Origin of the sequence: Nocardiopsis alkaliphila YIM 80379 (assembly GCF_000341005.1) — a bacterium.
In the GTDB taxonomy this organism is placed as follows: domain Bacteria; phylum Actinomycetota; class Actinomycetes; order Streptosporangiales; family Streptosporangiaceae; genus Nocardiopsis; species Nocardiopsis alkaliphila.
In genome coordinates this window covers 14543-30019 of record NZ_ANBD01000020.1, presented here as the reverse complement: position 1 = coordinate 30019, position 15477 = coordinate 14543, and the positions used below count along the sequence as shown (strand labels likewise).

14 protein-coding genes and 1 pseudogene (1 of these 15 running past the window's edge) are annotated in these 15477 nt (G+C 68.8%); 7 read left to right on the top strand and 8 right to left on the bottom strand.

Translation table 11 applies throughout. From position 1 onward, the window contains the following. From treY to treZ, 3 genes are all read left to right on the top strand, one after another. Nucleotides 1–322, top strand: the end of a protein-coding gene (treY, locus tag D472_RS0102420; protein WP_026117309.1) for a malto-oligosyltrehalose synthase. Its footprint begins 2048 nt before the window's first position; only the last 322 of its 2370 coding nucleotides appear in the window; the start codon falls outside the window, past its left edge; it ends in the stop codon at nt 320–322. Nucleotides 323–330: 8 nt separating this feature from the next. After that, nucleotides 331–1224: a putative RNA methyltransferase gene (locus D472_RS0102415; protein ID WP_017602909.1), complete on the top strand. Its 894-nt coding sequence runs from the start codon at nt 331–333 to the stop codon at nt 1222–1224. Nucleotides 1225–1392: 168 nt separating this feature from the next. After that, the gene (gene treZ / locus D472_RS0102410) at nt 1393–3177 is read left to right on the top strand and encodes a malto-oligosyltrehalose trehalohydrolase (RefSeq protein WP_017602908.1); all 1785 of its coding nucleotides are present in this window, start codon (nt 1393–1395) and stop codon (nt 3175–3177) included. 62 nt (nt 3178–3239) lie between these two features. On the opposite strand, the gene D472_RS0102405 is transcribed toward treZ, so the two are convergent. After that, nucleotides 3240–3812: a hypothetical protein gene (locus tag D472_RS0102405; RefSeq protein ID WP_017602907.1), complete on the bottom strand. Its 573-nt coding sequence runs from the start codon at nt 3810–3812 to the stop codon at nt 3240–3242. A gap of 49 nt (nt 3813–3861) precedes the next feature. Beyond that, nucleotides 3862–4641, bottom strand: a complete 780-nt coding sequence (gene erm / locus D472_RS0102400) for an ErmE/ErmH/ErmO/ErmR family 23S rRNA (adenine(2058)-N(6))-methyltransferase (protein WP_017602906.1) — start codon at nt 4639–4641, stop codon at nt 3862–3864. Between the two features lie 454 nt (nt 4642–5095). Here erm and D472_RS0102390 point away from each other — a divergent pair, with 454 nt between their 5' ends. Next, nucleotides 5096–5797: a class I SAM-dependent DNA methyltransferase gene (locus tag D472_RS0102390; protein ID WP_017602904.1), complete on the top strand. Its 702-nt coding sequence runs from the start codon at nt 5096–5098 to the stop codon at nt 5795–5797. On the opposite strand, the pseudogene D472_RS26555 reads toward D472_RS0102390, so the two are convergent. Next, nucleotides 5755–6612: pseudogene (locus D472_RS26555) on the bottom strand (phosphotransferase). The gene D472_RS0102390 and the pseudogene D472_RS26555 sit on opposite strands and share 43 nt — an antisense overlap. A 42-nt stretch (nt 6613–6654) precedes the next feature. Further along, on the bottom strand, nt 6655–7944 hold the full coding sequence (locus D472_RS0102380) for an MFS transporter (RefSeq protein ID WP_017602902.1): 1290 nt from the start codon (nt 7942–7944) through the stop codon (nt 6655–6657). A gap of 70 nt (nt 7945–8014) precedes the next feature. Between D472_RS0102380 and D472_RS0102375 the strand changes: the two genes are divergently transcribed. Further along, nucleotides 8015–8569 (top strand): winged helix-turn-helix domain-containing protein, encoded by a 555-nt coding sequence (locus D472_RS0102375; RefSeq protein WP_026117308.1) that lies wholly within the window; start codon nt 8015–8017, stop codon nt 8567–8569. A gap of 36 nt (nt 8570–8605) precedes the next feature. Here the strand turns inward: D472_RS0102375 and D472_RS24640 are convergent, their stop codons facing one another. The 3 genes from D472_RS24640 to D472_RS0102360 form a co-directional block, all read right to left on the bottom strand. After that, complete coding sequence (locus D472_RS24640; protein WP_017602900.1) at nt 8606–9361, bottom strand: hypothetical protein; 756 nt, start codon at nt 9359–9361, stop codon at nt 8606–8608. Nucleotides 9362–9472: 111 nt separating this feature from the next. Continuing rightward, nucleotides 9473–11788 carry a DUF6351 family protein gene (locus D472_RS0102365; protein ID WP_239642893.1) on the bottom strand — a complete coding sequence of 772 codons (2316 nt, stop codon included), beginning with the start codon at nt 11786–11788 and terminating at the stop codon, nt 9473–9475. A 164-nt stretch (nt 11789–11952) separates the two neighbouring features. Further along, the gene (locus tag D472_RS0102360) at nt 11953–12519 is read right to left on the bottom strand and encodes a pyridoxamine 5'-phosphate oxidase family protein (protein ID WP_026117307.1); all 567 of its coding nucleotides are present in this window, start codon (nt 12517–12519) and stop codon (nt 11953–11955) included. Between the two features lie 198 nt (nt 12520–12717). On the opposite strand from D472_RS0102360, the gene D472_RS28390 reads away from it, so the two are divergent. Both D472_RS28390 and D472_RS0102350 read left to right on the top strand, forming a co-directional pair. Continuing rightward, a complete protein-coding gene (locus tag D472_RS28390) occupies nt 12718–12867 on the top strand; it encodes a hypothetical protein (RefSeq protein ID WP_017602897.1) in 150 nt (49 codons plus the stop codon). Beyond that, the gene (locus D472_RS0102350; protein WP_017602896.1) at nt 12867–13523 is read left to right on the top strand and encodes a response regulator; all 657 of its coding nucleotides are present in this window, start codon (nt 12867–12869) and stop codon (nt 13521–13523) included. The genes D472_RS28390 and D472_RS0102350 overlap by 1 nt, the downstream gene beginning before the upstream one ends. A 68-nt stretch (nt 13524–13591) precedes the next feature. Here D472_RS0102350 and D472_RS0102345 read toward each other — a convergent pair whose 3' ends face one another. Then, nucleotides 13592–15373: a sensor histidine kinase gene (locus D472_RS0102345; RefSeq protein WP_017602895.1), complete on the bottom strand. Its 1782-nt coding sequence runs from the start codon at nt 15371–15373 to the stop codon at nt 13592–13594. Between the last annotated feature and the right edge of the window lie 104 nt (nt 15374–15477).

The following is a 15477-nucleotide window of genomic DNA, read 5'->3' as shown; positions in this document are numbered from 1 at the left end:
GTGCCCCCCCGGCTCCCTGCCGCTGTGGGCGGAAGGTCCAGGCGCCGACCACGCCCTGGCCTTCGCCCGCACCACCCGCGGTTCCCGCGAACCCGCCCTGGCCGTGGTCGCCACTCGGATGCCGCTCACCCTGGCCGACAGCGGTGGGTGGGGTGAGACCGTTCTGCCCCTGCCCTCGGGCCCGGGAACCTGGACCGACCTGTTGACCGGGCGTCCTGTGGCCCCCGAACGGATGGACGGCCTCACCATCGCCCACCTGGCCGAGGTCCTGGATCGCTACCCGGTCGCCGTACTGGCCAGGAGTCGAACGCCGGTAGGCTGACGGCGATCATGGCGAACACCCACACCGGCCCACGGCTTCGTATGCCGGAATCCGTGACGGCCGCGCTGACCTGCCCCGTCTGCGGACAGGCCCTGGCCCAGGACCCGAGCGGACTCACCTGTCCCTCCCGGCACGGCTTCAACGTCGCCAGGGAGGGCTACGCGGGACTGCTCACCGGCGCCACCCCGCCCGGGACCGGGGACGGCAAGGAGATGGTCGCCGACCGGCTGCGCTTCCAGACGGCCGGCCACTACGACCCCATCGGTCGTGCCCTCGTCAAGGTCCTGTCCGATGGACCCATCGCCGCAGCACCCTTGATCGTGGACGTGGGAGGCGGCACCGGATACTACCTGGCCCAGGTTCTGGACGCTCTGCCAGAGGCGGTCGGTCTGACCACCGACGTATCCAAGTTCGCCGCTCGCAAGGCGGCCAAGGCGCATTCCCGGGCCGGAGCCGTCACCGCCGACTCCTGGCGCGCCCTGCCCTTGGCCACCGGATCGGTCGACGTGGTGCTCAACGTGTTCGCGCCCCGCAACGCGGCCGAGTTCCAGCGGGTGCTCAAGCCCATCGGAACGCTGGTCGTGGTCACCCCAGAGGCCGACCACCTCGCCGAGTTGCGCACCGCCCTGGGCCTGCTGGAGGTGGACCCCCGCAAGGACGAACGCCTCGCCGAGAGTCTGCACGGCCACTTCGCCCCGGCCGAGGCGAGGAGGGTGCGCTTCGACATGGACCTGCCCCACCAGGACGCGCTCACCGTGGTGGGTATGGGACCCAGCGCCCGTCACGTCACCCGCGAGGAATTGGCCGCGCGGGTGGCGGTCCTGCCCGATCCGGTCCGGGTCACCGCCTCCGTGCGGGTGGGCACCTACCGGTCCGGAACCGGACCCGCCGGGCCCCGCTGATCACCGGCGGCCCTGGTAACCGGGGTCCTCGGCCTGAGCAGCAGGTCAGAAAACCCTCCCCCTTGGTAAGAGCAATCGAACGCATGGCACGGGACGCGCAACGACGATCACCCTCGGTGCCGAAGGAGGGCGGTTCGGTGCGGCCACACGCTGGGTAGGTCACCCGGCGTGAACGAACCGGCCAGGAAACCGACCTCGACCACCACCCCCGGACGCGGGGTCCACGGAGACTTCTCACTCTGGGCACCCCACACCGAACGGGTCCGCGTCCGAGTGGACGGTACCGATCATCCCATGGACCGTGACGACCACGGCTGGTGGCACACCACGGTCCCCGGGGCCGGCCCGGGATCCGACTACGCCTACCTCCTCGACGAGGACGCGCAGGCCCTGCCCGACCCGCGCTCGCTGTGGCAACCCGAAGGCGTCCACGCCCCCAGCCGCGTCTACGACCACCACGCTCACCACTGGAGTGACCACCACTGGACCGGGCGCCCACTGGCCGGGGGCGTGATCTACGAACTCCACGTGGGCACCTTCACCGCCGAGGGCACCCTCACCGCCGCCATCGAACACCTCGACCACCTGGTCGAACTCGGCGTCACCCACGTCGAACTCATGCCGCTCAACGCCTTCGACGGCACCCACGGCTGGGGCTACGACGGAGTCCTGTGGTCCGCCGTCCACGAACCCTACGGCGGACCCGACGCCCTCAAGGGATTCGTCGACGCCTGTCATCGCCGAGGACTCGCCGTCCTCCTCGACGTCGTCTACAACCACCTCGGCCCCTCCGGCGCCTACCTACCGCGCTTCGGCCCCTACTTCCACGGCGAGAACGCCTGGGGGCCCTCCCTCAACCTGGACGGACCCCACTCCGACCCGGTCCGCGACCTGGTCGTCCAAGGCGCCTTGGACTGGTTGCGCCACTACCACCTGGACGGTCTGCGCCTGGACGCGGTGCACGCCCTGCGCGACGACCGCGCCATCCCGCTCCTGGCCGAACTCTCCGAGGCCGTGGACGCCTTGGCCACCGGACTGGGGCGGCCCCTGTCCTTGATCGCCGAATCCGACCGCAACGACCCGCGCACCGTCCTGTCCCGCGACGCCGGCGGTCTGGGCATGACCGCACAGTGGTCCGACGACCTGCACCACGCCCTGCACGTGGCCCTGACCGGAGAGACCCACGGCTACTACGCCGACTTCGCAGGCCCCACGGTGCTCGCCGAGGTCCTAGGGCACGTCTTTCGGCACAACGGTGGTCCTTCCACCTTCCGTGGACGCGGCCACGGCGCCCCCGTCGACACCCACCGCGTCCCCGGCAGTCGATTCCTCGGCTACCTGAGCACCCACGACCAGATCGGCAACCGTGCACGCGGAGACCGGATGGGCGAACACCTCTCCCCGGGATTGCTGACCTGTGGAGCCGCCCTGGTGTTGTGCTCGCCCTACACCCCGATGATCTTCATGGGGGAGGAATGGGGTGCCACCACGCCCTGGCCGTTCTTCGCCTCCTTCACCGACCCGGACCTCATCGAGGGGGTGCGCTCGGGACGTCGTCGCGAGTTCGCCGCCCTGGGTTGGGCGGAGGAGGAGATACCCGACCCCATGGACCCGGCCACACGGGACGGTGCCGTGCTGGACTGGACCCAGAGCCGGGAAGGGCCCCACGGGTTCGTGTTGGAGACCTACCGGGCCCTCATCGCCCTGCGCCGGACCGAACCGGAGTTGTCCGACCCCCGACTGGACCGATTCGGGGTGAGGGCGAGTGAGGACGGACGACGACTCGTCCTCACCCGTGGCTCCCTGCGCCTGGTGTGCAACCTGGCCGGAGAGGAGAGCGAAGTGGCTTTGGACACCTCCCCCCGAGAACTGCTGCTCGGCAACGGGCGTCCTCGGATTCGAAGGACCGGGGTGGTTCTTCCGGGGGAGTGCTTCGCCGTCGTGCGAACGTGAGGGATCCAGGGCGTGTTCCGCGAATACGTACCCCCTCGCGCGACCGGCGGCATCCACGGAACCTAGCGCAAAGGCCCGGCCCAGGTGGCCTCGTCCTCGCCGTTGAGCATGACCACGGTCATCCGCTCCGCGCCTTGGGGCGCCTGACACCTCATGTCCATCGGGTGGGTTCCGGTCTCGACCTCCACCGGGGCGTCACTGGTCGCGGTGTGGGCGACCTCGTCGTAGACGCAGTCCACGGTCATGTTGCCCAGACCGAAGACCCTTCCCAGTTCGGGCACCTCGACGGTGAGCGTGAACTCCACGCCCCCCGCCCCGTCCGAGGCGACCTCGTCCACGGTGTAGACGACCTCTTCGGCCACCCCGTCCTGGAACTCCTCTTCGTAGGCGCCCACCGGATGCGGGAAGGCGGCGCTCTCCCCGAAGCCCAGCGCACCGTCGGCGCCTGAGGAACCCTCGGTCTCGTCCGAGGCGTCGAAGTCCTGAGCACCCTCGTTCGTGGTATCGGGGTCGCTTTCCTCGCCGGGACTCGTCGCCGCCGGCCCCTCCAAGGAGACCTCCTGCTCCGGGGAGGTACAGCCGGCGGCGGCGAGTACCAATGGCAACAACAGTGCGTAAGGTGTGATTCGTCGCATGTTCTCACGCTAAGGGAGAACAGTGTGATTTCCCGGTAGGGACGGGGCCTCAGCCGGCCATGATCTCGGTCAGCCTCACCCACTGCTCGGGCCTCACCGAACCGACCGGGGCGCGCTCGTCCACCTCGGCTTCGCGAAGTGCGCGTGTCACCCGACGCCGATCGTGGACGCGGCGCAGGGAGGCCGAGAGCGAACCGCCCAGACCACCGAACCCGAGTTCCACCAGACGCCGGTACTCGCCCAGAAGCTTCCGGGGCAGCAGGGGCTCCTCGCGTGCGCGCAACACCAAAAGACCCGAATCGACCCGGGGAACGGGCCGGAACCGGGCCCGATCGATGCGCCCGGCCAGGGTCCACGACCACTCCGGCCAGGTCAGTACGGTCAACCGACTCCACTTCCCGTAGGCCCCGGTGCGCTTGCGCGCGTACTCCAGCTGAGTGATGAGCGTGGCCGAGGTCAGATGAGGTGCGTTCAAACACCAACGAACGATGTCGGAGGTGCGTGAATAGGGAATGTTGCCCACCACCACGAACGGGGTTCGGGGCGGGCGAGAACGGGTGAAGTCCCCGCGCAGCACCCTCAGGTTCGGGGCGCGCTCCCGATAGCGCTCGGCCAAACGGTCGGCCAGACGTGGATCGAGTTCGTGGGCCAGGACCCGTCCGGCGCTACGGGTCAGGAACCGGGTGAGGGCGCCCTCACCCGGACCGACCTCCACCACCAGGTCCCGAGGGCCCACCCGGGCGGTGCGCACCACCCAACGGGCGGTGGCGGGGTCGACGAGGAAATTCTGGGACAGGCGTCGACGTGCGTCGTGCCTCGTGCGTGACATGCGTGGTCCGTTTCGCCACCGGCGGGTGGCCGACGAGGGCGGAACGGTCACGGCGGAGCCCACGCCCGAGCCTGGCGCGTCACGAGGTGAGGGCAGGGGTCCGCCGGCCGACCGCCCGAAGGGAGAAAAGGGATGTCGGCTGGACCCGGACCGGTGAGGACGACGGCTGCGACGAAGTGAGGACGGACCCCGGCACCGCCGACGTCACACCCGCTGAGGGTGCGGAAACGGCGGTGCGCTCAAAGGGGCCTGACTACCGGTCCGGGTGTGCGGACCGCAGCCGTGCGAAGGCGAACGCGGACCGGGTCTGCGTGCCCTCGAAGATCGCGTGGAAGGCTGACATGGCGCTCACCCTAGGAGAAACGGGTCGGGGGCGGCAACGGGTTTTTCCGTCAGGGGCGAGGGTGGCGAAAACCGGTGGCCGCGCCCCTTCGATCGCGGAATACTCGACCCCATGGCCGACTTCTCCGCCTTCGACACCCGCCACTATCCCACCGTTGACGTGGCCACGGGTTATGACGGCTGGTCGATGACCTACGAGGATTCGGTCCTGGACGCCATGGACCTGGCCCTGCTCGATGGTCTGACCACTCCTGACTGGAGCATGATCAACCGAGCCGCCGACCTGGGGTGCGGGACCGGACGCACCGGCACCTGGCTGCGCGAACGAGGCGTATCGCACGTGGACGGGGTGGACCTGAGCGCCGGCATGCTCGCACTGGCCGAAGAGCGCGGCGCCCACGACACCCTCACTCAGGGCGACGTGCGCGCCACAGGTCTGCCCGGCGGCTCCTACGACCTGGTCATCGCCTCGCTCATCGACGAGCACCTGCCCGCGCTCGACCCCTTCTACACCGAGGCATCGCGGCTCGCCAAGCCGGGCGGACACTGCATATTGGTCGCCTACCACCCGCAGTTCATCATGGTCTCCGGTATGCCCACCCACTTCACCGATGCGATGGGGGAGGAGGTCGCCATCACCACCCACGTCCACCTGATCAGCGACCACGTACGCGCCGCGTTGGGGGCCGGGTGGCACCTGGAACGGCTCGAGGAGGCCGTGGTGGACGACGCATGGGTGGCGGCCAAGCCCAAGTGGGAACGGTTCCGTGGTCACCCCGTCTCGGCGGCCTTCGCCTGGGTCCGACCGGACTGAACCGGACGGACATCAGGGGCGGTCAGCATCCGGGCCCACGAATTCGCATGCTGTTCGATGTGGGACGCGGCAGCGCCCCAGTGGTCGGCGTGCCCTTCGGCGTGCAGCCGGGCCCAGGGCCGGGTACCGGTGCGCGCACCCTCCTCCAGCAGCTCGAACATGCCGCGCACCCGACGCAGTGCCGCCCAGGGCAGATCACGGCGTTGAGCGCTGTCGCAGCCGTATCCCTCGGCCAGCGCCCGGAGCCGATGCCCCTGGTTCTGGGGGTCCTCACCCGAGTGCAGGGGGACGAATCCGTGGGCGGCGTAGCCCAGGTCGCCCGTCCGGGTGCCGGGCGCGGCACCGTCCCAGTCGATGAAGCACCAGCGTTCGCCACCGTCGGGGCCCGCACCACGGACCAGGTTTCACGGAGCCAGGTCGTAGTGGCAGATCACCTCGCCCTCCTCAGGCGGGAAGACCGATTCCCACACCGCGTCCTTCCCAGGGCGGAAGTCGGTGGTGAGGTCGTGCAGGCGCCTGATCAGCGCACCGACCCGGCGCAGTTCGTCGCTGGTCATCGGCGCCATACGGTCGGCCAGGGTGCCGGGCACGTACTCCAGACTCTGGAAACCCTTCGGGCGTTGCCCGTAGGCGTTCGGTGCGGCCGGGTATCCGCACCGGCGCAGGTGACGCAGGAGTTCGGCCACGGTGGGGGAGGAGGGCAGCCACGGTTTGCGCACGGTGGCGCCCACCCGCAACACGGATTCGGCGACGTTACCGCCCTCCAACACCTCGACGTCGTCCTCGGTCGGGGACGCGGGTTCGGAAAGATCCATGCGCTCCATCCTCATGGGCGGGTGCCGTGAAGGTCCAAGGAATCACCCTGCGGTCTTGTGGACTCGGGCCTCGGCCTGGTCCATCTCCGCGTCGCTCAGCCGCATCAACGGCAGTAACAGCAACAGCATCAAGCCTCCCAACAGCAGGTACATGGGCCGCAGCCCGATCAGGGTCGCCAGGATCCCGCCCGTGGCGGCGCCCAGCGGCATGGTGCCCCAGGCCAGCAGCCGGTAGACGCTGTTGACCCGGCCCAGCAGGGTGTCGGGTGTCAATCGCTGACGCAGCGACACGGTGATGACGTTCCATACGCAGATGGCCATCCCACCCACGAACAGGCCCACCGCGACCGGCCACACACTCGCGGCCGCCCCTGGGGCCCCGATCAGGATCGCGAAACATATCACGCACATCCGTAGTGCCCAGGTGCGCCCCAAACGCCGTTCGATCCCCTCCGCCAGGAAGGAACCGAGGACACTCCCCACCGCGGTCACGGCCAACAGCGGTCCGAAGGCCGCTTCAGGCAGGCCCAAGGGCGAATCGGGGCCCACCACGAAGAGCACCAGTACGGCGAATCCGGCCTGGGTGGCGAAGTTGGACGCCCCGACCATGATGGCGAAGCGGCGCAGCAGCCCGTCACCCCATAAGAACCGCACCCCTTCGGCGATGTCGGCCCGCATGCTCGCGTCCGGGCCGGTCCGCTCCACCCGGAACCGTCCGGGCAGCAACAACAACAGACCGAACGCCGCCACCCACAGTGCTGCGGGCGTTACCAGAGCCAAGGCGACACTCGCCGCGACCAGGACACCGCCCAGCGGTGGGCCGATGAACTCCTGCGCGGTCAATTCCGCGGCGTACAGGCGGCCGTTGGCCCGGGACAGGAGGCGCCTGGGCACGAGCTGCGGCAGGATCGACTGTGCCGAGGTGTCATAGAGGGTCTCGGCGATTCCGATACCGAAGGCCACCGCGTACAGCAGCCCGATCGAACCGAGGTCCAGGGCCAGGCCGAACGCCAAGGCCAGGAGCAGGGCGGCTCGTAAGGCGTTGGCGCCGACCATGCTCAGGCGCCTGTCGAATCGGTCGGCCAAGGCCCCGGCGGGCAGCGCGAACAGCAACCAGGGAAGGCTCAGGGCCACGGCGATTCCGGCGATGAGCATGGGGGAGTCGGTCAGACGCAGGGCCAGCAGGGGCAGGGCGACCTTCAGTGCGCCGTCGGCGAGGTTGGACAACCCCGATGAGGTCCAAAGTCGCCAGAAGGAGCCGCCCAAGGGGCTGTGGGCGGTCATGGTGTCGGACACGGGAGTGGAGGGTGTGGGTCCGTCGTTGTCGACCATGGATCGACAATGGCAGATCGATCGAGAAAACTCAATCGATCGATATTGGTCGATCGTCTACCGTGGACCCATGAGCGAGTCGGAGCAGAGCCCACCTTCCACCCCTGAACCCGGGAAACGCCGTCCCGCTACCGCCCGTGAGGCCAAGGCCTTGGGTCACCCCCTCCGCCTGCGCATCCTGCGCGAGTGTCTGCTGCGCGAGCTGACCAACAAGGAACTCGCCGATCGTCTGGAGACCTCGCCCGGTACCGTCCTGTACCACGTGCGTCAATTGGTGGAGGCAGGGTTTCTGAGCGCCGCTCCCGTGCGCACCGGCAGTGGGGGAGCCCTGGAAAAGCCCTACCGCGCCACGCGCGCCAGTTGGTGGTTGGACGGGCCGCTCACGGGGGAGGACCCGACCGAACGCATCGCTCCGATCCAGGCGTTCCAGGAGGAACTCGACAACGCGGGGCCGGATTCGGTGCGCACCTACGCCCGGTTCGCCCTGCACCTGAGCGAGGAACAACTCACCGAACTCGAACAACGGATCGTCGCGATCTTGGACGAGTACGTGGCCAGCGACGACGAACGCCTCGACCACCCCGTGTACGGGGGCATGTTCGTGCTCCATCGCCCCCGCGACTGACCCGCTCCCGAAACGCGAAGCGGCGTCTTGGGGCCCTCAGCCGAAGAACATCTCCCTGGTCAGCTCCGCCAGTGCGATCAGTGCCGCGAACGCCGTCGCCAGTTTGACCTTGCTGTAGGGGTGCTCACCCTCCACGTGTCCGGTGCGCCCGTTCACCACCACCGGCCACACCCGTCCCCGGAATCGGTAGGACCCCGCCCACACCGGCATCAGCGCCAGGGTGTGGACGCGCTCGGACAGAGTGCTCTCCAGCGTGTCCACTCGCTGCTCGTCGCCGCCGATCTCGTCCATGCACGCTTCTTCGATGATCCGCGCCATCACCTGCTCGGCCCGTTCCCACCCTTCCTCCACATCGGTGTCCACCGCCACCACCTCGATCCCGCCCACCGCTTCGGGGGTATAGGGCACGACCTTGTTCAACAACCAGGAGTCCAACTTCTCGGCCCCGGCCGGGCGGGTGGCCGCGCACACCACCACGTCGCCGAAGTGCCGCCTCAGCGTGCCCTGGGCCCGCTTCCAGGACGTCTCCCTTACCTCGTGCGACCGGTTGTGGGGGTCCTTGGTCTCGCGCTCCACCCAGTAGTACTTCCCGCGCCGCCCCGTGTAGTGGGAGACGGTGTCGGCCTCGAACACCCGATAGGGCACGAACACCGGACGCAGGTCCTCCAGGGTGCGCAACCTTCGCACCTTGCGCGGCACGAACCACAATCGCTCGGCCCAGCGGGCCAGGGAGGCCTCGGCGGCGGCGCGGTCGATCACGAAGGGGATGACGGCCTGGGGGATGTCGGACACAGGGGGCTCCTGGGACGAACGAGAGGATCGGTGACGCGATCTAGGACGCCCCCGGACTCGCTTTGGTTGCTCCCGTGCCTGGTCAGGCGTTACGGGAGGTCGAAAGAACCGCTAGAAGAACTGCCAGGGACCCTTCGGTGCCCGCTGTTCGACCCCCGGCCGGGACCAGTCGCACACCCCGTCGGCGAAGACCTCCCGAGCCCACTCGGTCTGTTCGGCGTCGAACTCGGCGGGATGCTCGGCTTCCTCGAACGGGATGGTTCGGCACTTGATCACGTCCGAGGAGAGCGGCCCACCCGCCACGATCCGAGGAGAGGCGTGCACGGGGAAGGCATCGGCGCACCTGTCGCCTCGACCCGCCGGCAGCGGAAGTTGGGGCGCGACCACGCGTTCGCCACCGATCCAACAGGAGTCGGTCAACCACTCGGGTCGGGTCCGCTCCAGGCGTTCGCCGGACGTGGAGTCGGGGCGGATGCGCGCGTCCAGTGCGGCGGCGCCCACCCAGGCGTCCAACTCCCTCAGGGCACGTCCGGCTATCGGTTGGTCGGCCCCGAACACACCGTTCCGGTGTGGCTCCACCAGCATCACGTGGTTGGCGGCGGTGCCGTTGGCCGCCTCCAACCGGTCTCGGGTGGAGAAGGAGTGGTAGCGCATGTGGATGTCGCCGCCGGGCGCGGCGTCCTGGTAGGGGCGGTGGTCCACGATCGGGATGTCGGCCAGGCCGCCGCCCCCGTGTAGCAGACGCCCACTGTCATGGGCGGCCGCGATGGCCTTCCGGTCACCTTCGGTGCGCTCGGCCACCACCCGACCGTCGGGGTCGAACCCGCCGATGTGCTCGTTCAGGTGTAGGAACTCGTCGACGTCGATGTCGCCCTCCACCAGTGCTCCCAGCCCGTACTGGACCCCTACGTTGTCCAGGGGACGCCTGGGCAGCCCGGTGGCCGGGTCGGTGCCGTACACGTTGACGGTGTGCGAGTACAGGTCGCAGCGTGCCCCGTCGGGGTTCTCCTCGGGGTGATAGCGCCGCTCCCGTGGCAGCGCACTCGGGCACACTCCTTGGGGATCGATTCGGGCGGCGGCCTCGGCCATCGCGTCGATCCCCTCCCAGGAGCCGAACCCGGAGACGGCGCGCTGCTGTTCCCGGGTGAGCGCGCCGGGGTGCGCTTCGACGTAGGAGCGCAGGAGCAGGGCGTCGGTCACCGCGGGCACGGTCGCGAACCCCACGTCCGGATAGCTCTGTGAGACCACGATCCCGTCCAGTAGTCCTGGATGGTTGTCGGCGATCTGGTGGGCCTGGTAGGCGCCGCCGGAGGAACCCCATCCCAGGGTGTGGTTGGGGACGCCGTGGCCGAGGATGAAGCGTTCCTTGACCCCGTTCATGGTCTCGGCGGCGAGCAGGTCGTTGCAGTTGTTGCCGAAGACGTTGAGGGAGGCCGAGGCCACCGCGTACCCCTGAGAGAGCATGCCGTGGTCCACCACCCCCGCGGTGCGGGTGCCCTGGACGTACCAGCCACCGGGGCAGCCGCCGCCGAACTTGTACACCAGGCGCCGATTCCATCCTTGGGGTGGGGCCCATGGGTCGGGTTCGGGGTCGCGGGGATCGTGCAGGATGGCCGTCTCGTACACCGAGCGGTTGACCGTACCGGTCTCCACCCGCACCGTGTAGGGTACCTCGGCGCCGGTGGAGGTGGTCGTGGTGGCCGTGTCGGAGGGCAACCGGTCTCCTGGTGGTAGCGCCTCGAACTCGCCGGCGGTGGTCCGGTACACGTACCCGACCCTGGTCGGTGCGGAGCAGGCCTCGTTCAGCGGCTCACCCAGTGAGCCACCCCAGGCGAGTTCGAAATCCTGGGTTCGGCACACGAAGGGTTCCTGGTGCGGCCCCGAGAACACCGGGCCGCTCTCGGGATGGCTGGTCACGGTCAGGCTCACCGCCCTGGGGGCCCCATCGTCGTCCTCGGGTGGGTCGACGGAGGCGACCAGGGTGGAAGGCCCCTCCGGCAGGTCCGTCACCACACCCTCCAAGACCCGGCCCGTCCCGGGTAGATGGACCGGGTGTAGGGCGTCGGTGACGTCACGCCCCTCCACCTCCAGGCGCATCACGTGGGGTTCGAACGGGTGCGGTGGGCGTACCCGTACCAGCGCGCTGTCGCCCATGACGGTGTCGGGGCGCGAGGAGAGTACGTGGATCTGTGCCTGATCGGGGGAGGTCTGGGGGCCGGGTTCTCGTGGAGCGGAGGAAGAGGGCATGGTCAGTGCGGTGGCGTGGTCGCTCAGGGCGCTGCCCGAGACGAGGAACAGGGTCGTGGTGAGGGTCGCCCCGAAGCCGAGGAACGCGCGTGCCCACACGGCTCGCATCAGGACGCCCTCGGGCAGGCCACGAGGGCTTCGACGTCGATCGGGCAAGGGATGGTCTGACAGCCGGCGCACGCAGGGATGGTCTCCGCGCCGTGGCCTTGCCGGAGAGGGACACACCGGGCCTGGGGTCGACTTTGTACTCCCATGCCGACCCGGATACCCCGAATATCACAAAACGAACAAGAAGTCGGTCGAGTGGGCCCGTGGGCTCGCCCGATCGACTTCGAGCAGTGGATTCACGGGCGATGGAGTCGTCGACCGGTCAGGCGCGCCGGCGTGAGCTTCAGGACCTGGTCACGAGGGCCTTCCGCCCATGGTCGAGGCAGCCTTCCTTGAGGGATGCGTTCCAGCTCTCCGGGGTCTCGGACCCATCGGCAGCGCCCCGAAGCCAGAACGCTCCAACCATCCCGCCGTTCCTCATCGAGCCGGTCGACCTGGAAAGCCGCGTAACCACGCGCGTAACGCATGATGGATCCGGCCAACGTGGAACGGAACACGATGGTGTCGTGGACCAGCGCGTAGTTGACCGGGAGAACCGTCGGCGCGGCGTCTCCGTCGATGGTGAAGGCCACTCGTCCGATGTCCCGTGTGGCCAACAACTCGAGACAGGCTTCGCGGTCCAGCACGGAGAGTCCGGCCCGCTCACCCTCGTCCAGGTCCTCTTCCACGGGTAGGGGATCCTGCTGCGACCGGTCCCTTCCGGAGAAACCCTCCGAGCCCTCCCGTGGTTCTGGGGGCGAGGCCGGCCCCGTGAGTGAACCTCGCCTGCTCTCGGACGAACCGGCACCGCTTGGTTCAACCATTACAAGCCCCCCGAATGTGGTGCCCCATACCTTGCCTCCTCCGCCATTGTCACCGCTCGTGTTCACCGAGACCGGGGTCTGAAGCCCTGGTGAGCGTGGCGAAGGTCCTTACCTGCGCGGTACCCTTCGGGCCGCAGGGCTCAAACGGAAAGGGCCGTTCGCCTCCTCCGGTCCGCGGGTGCTCCACTTAAGGTGGATGTGCTCGGTCCGATCGCTCGGACCGAGGTCGAACGCGCGGCTCGGGCGGCCGGTCGGTGCGCCACGATGGGCACCGGACGACGCCAAGGCCCACAACCCAGGGCGGCCCTGCCGCCTCAGGTCACCAGTGCTGAGGAGGTGCGCACCTGATGGGCGGCGACACAACGATTCGGGTGTTCCTGGTGGACGACCACGAGATCGTCCGGCGAGGGGTGGGATCACTTCTGGACGACGAAGAGGGCATCGAGGTGGTCGGCGAGGCCGGGACCGCCGCGCAGGCCCTGGCCAGGGTGCCCGCACTCGAACCCGACGTGGTCGTGCTCGACGTGCGACTCCCCGATGGCGACGGCGTCACCGTCTGCCGGGACATCCGCTCGATGCTTCCCGACACCCGTATGCTCATGCTCACGTCCTACTCCGACGACGAAGCCCTCTACGGGGCGGTCATGGCGGGCGCTTCCGGTTACATCCTCAAGCAGATCCACGGCACCGACCTGGTCGGTGCCGTCCGCACGGTCGCCGAGGGGCGTTCCCTGTTGGATCCCGAGTCCACCACGCGCATGCTCAAGCGCTTGCGTGAGGAGGCCGGACGCAAGGACCCGCTGAGCGAGCTCACCGAACAGGAACGCCGTGTCCTGGAGCTCATCGGTGAGGGCCTGACCAACCGGGAGATCGGCGCCAGGATGTACCTGGCGGAGAAGACGGTGAAGAACTACGTCTCCCGAGTCCTGGCCAAACTCGGTATGGCCCGCCGTACCCAGGCCGCCGCCTACGCCGTGCGTCTATCCATGGACCAGAGCGCCTGAACCTCGCGCACCCCGACCGGGCCGCCCCCACCAGGGAAGGCCCGGTCCTCGTTCTCGGGCCTTGGAGCTCACCCCTCCAAGGGCTGCCGCTCCTCGACGTCACGCCGGGCGGGGGCGGCCCACTCCACCACCGTCCCCTCGGTGGGACCGGAGACCACCGCCATAGATCCGCCCAGTTCCTCGGCGCGCGAGTGCAGGTTGCGCAGTCCACTGCGCGGCGCCCCCGCGGGGACGCCCCGACCGTTGTCGGACACTCGTAGCACCACCTCACCGGCGTCCACGGACAAATCCACGTCCACCGAGGTCGCCCCCGAGTGCCGCGCCACGTTCGACAGTAGTTCGCGCAGCACCGCCACCAGGTGTGTCCCCACCTGTTCGTCCACCGCGTTGTCCAACGGCCCCTGGGTGAGGAGCCGGGGCGCGAAACCCAGTGTCTCGGCGGAGGTGTTGACCAGTTCCAACACCTGTGAACGCAACCACGAGGAGTCGTCCTCGGCCGAACTCTGCAACGCGAAGATCGTCGAACGGATCTGTCGGATGGTGTCGTCCAGGTCGTCCACCGCGCCCTGTACTCGCTTGGACGACGTGGCGTCGTCGATCCGACGCACCGTCCCCATCAACGTGATGGCGGTGGCGTAGAGCCGCTGGATCACCGTGTCGTGCAGATCCCGGGCGATCCGGTCCCGGTCCTCCAATACGCTCAACCGTTCGGAGTCCAACCGGGCCTCGGCCAACTCCAGGGCCACCGCCGCCTGGTTCGCGAACGAGGACAACATGTTCAGCCAACCGGCCTGGAAATCGGAGCGTCCCTGATCACGTGCGAGCACCAACACGCCCCGGGCCCCGTCCGGCGGCCCGAACGGTAGTACCACCACCGGGCCCATCCCCCTCCGGGTGAGGAAATCGACTCCCGAGTGCTCGAACTCGGCCACGTCCGTCTGCACCGGGGTACCGCTCAGGTAGACCCGGCCCAGCAGAGTGCTGGAGGCCCGGGTCAGGGTGGCTCCGCGAGCCCCGACCGCCAGGGAATCGCGTTGGCCCTCGGGGCCGTCCCAAACCCGCACGGTCAGGGTCTGGGGGTCCTCACCGGGCATGGCGATCACCGCGATGTCGGCGTGGGCCATCACCCGGGCGCGTCGGGCCACCAGCCGCAGCACCTCCTCGGGGGCGGCCCCGGACAGCAGTCGGGTGGTGATCTGCCCCGAGGCGTCCAGCCACGTCTCCCGGCTCTGTGTCTGGGCGAATAGTTGGGCGTTCTCGATCGCGGTGCCCGCCGCCGTGGCCAGGGCGCGCAACAGCATCTCGTCGTCGCCGGTGAATTCGGCACCGTCGATCTTGTCCGTCATGTACAGGTTGCCGAACACCTTGTCGCGGATACGGATGGGTACCCCGAGAAAGGTGTGCATGGGCGGGTGCCCCTGGGGGAATCCACGAGACTCGGGATGGTCGCGCACGTCCTTCAGGCGCAGAGGTTCGGGTTCCTTGATGAGCAGGCCCAGGATGCCCTCACCTCGGGGCCAGTGATCGATACAGGAGATCTCGTCCGGTTCCAGCCCTACCGGGATGAACCGACTCATGTTCCCATCGGCGCCGATGACCCCCAGCGCGCCGTAGCGTGCGTTGACCAAGCGGGTGGCGGTCTCGGCGATCCGTAGCAGGAGGGGGTCCAGCTCCAGGCCCTCACCGATGGAGATCACGGCTTCCAGCAGGGTGTGGATGCGTTCCTGGGTCTTGGAGATGTCGTTCAGCCGGGACCGGACCTCGTCGAGCAGGTCGTCCAATCGAACCTGGGGGAGCGAGAGCCGATCGTGTGCGTATCGGTCGAGGTGTTCGCCGTCCGTCTCGCGCATGGGGGACTCTTTTCGGCTGCCGTCCATCAGGTCTACGGCCGAGTCTATGGGCGGGGTGTTCGGCTTCGTCTTCACCTCCTGAAAGTCCGTGGTGCCTTGGGTCA

What these genes read in the sequence shown, in the direction of transcription:
- D472_RS0102415 (WP_017602909.1), top strand. Translation starts at nt 331, where the DNA reads ATGGCGAACACCCACACCGGCCCACGGCTTCGTATGCCGGAATCCGTG.
- D472_RS0102405 (WP_017602907.1), bottom strand. Translation starts at nt 3,812, where the DNA reads ATGCGACGAATCACACCTTACGCACTGTTGTTGCCATTGGTACTCGCC.
- erm (WP_017602906.1), bottom strand. Translation starts at nt 4,641, where the DNA reads ATGTCACGCACGAGGCACGACGCACGTCGACGCCTGTCCCAGAATTTC.
- D472_RS0102390 (WP_017602904.1), top strand. Translation starts at nt 5,096, where the DNA reads ATGGCCGACTTCTCCGCCTTCGACACCCGCCACTATCCCACCGTTGAC.
- D472_RS0102380 (WP_017602902.1), bottom strand. Translation starts at nt 7,944, where the DNA reads ATGGTCGACAACGACGGACCCACACCCTCCACTCCCGTGTCCGACACC.
- D472_RS0102375 (WP_026117308.1), top strand. Translation starts at nt 8,015, where the DNA reads ATGAGCGAGTCGGAGCAGAGCCCACCTTCCACCCCTGAACCCGGGAAA.
- D472_RS0102360 (WP_026117307.1), bottom strand. Translation starts at nt 12,519, where the DNA reads ATGGTTGAACCAAGCGGTGCCGGTTCGTCCGAGAGCAGGCGAGGTTCA.
- D472_RS0102350 (WP_017602896.1), top strand. Translation starts at nt 12,867, where the DNA reads ATGGGCGGCGACACAACGATTCGGGTGTTCCTGGTGGACGACCACGAG.
- D472_RS0102345 (WP_017602895.1), bottom strand. Translation starts at nt 15,373, where the DNA reads ATGCGCGAGACGGACGGCGAACACCTCGACCGATACGCACACGATCGG.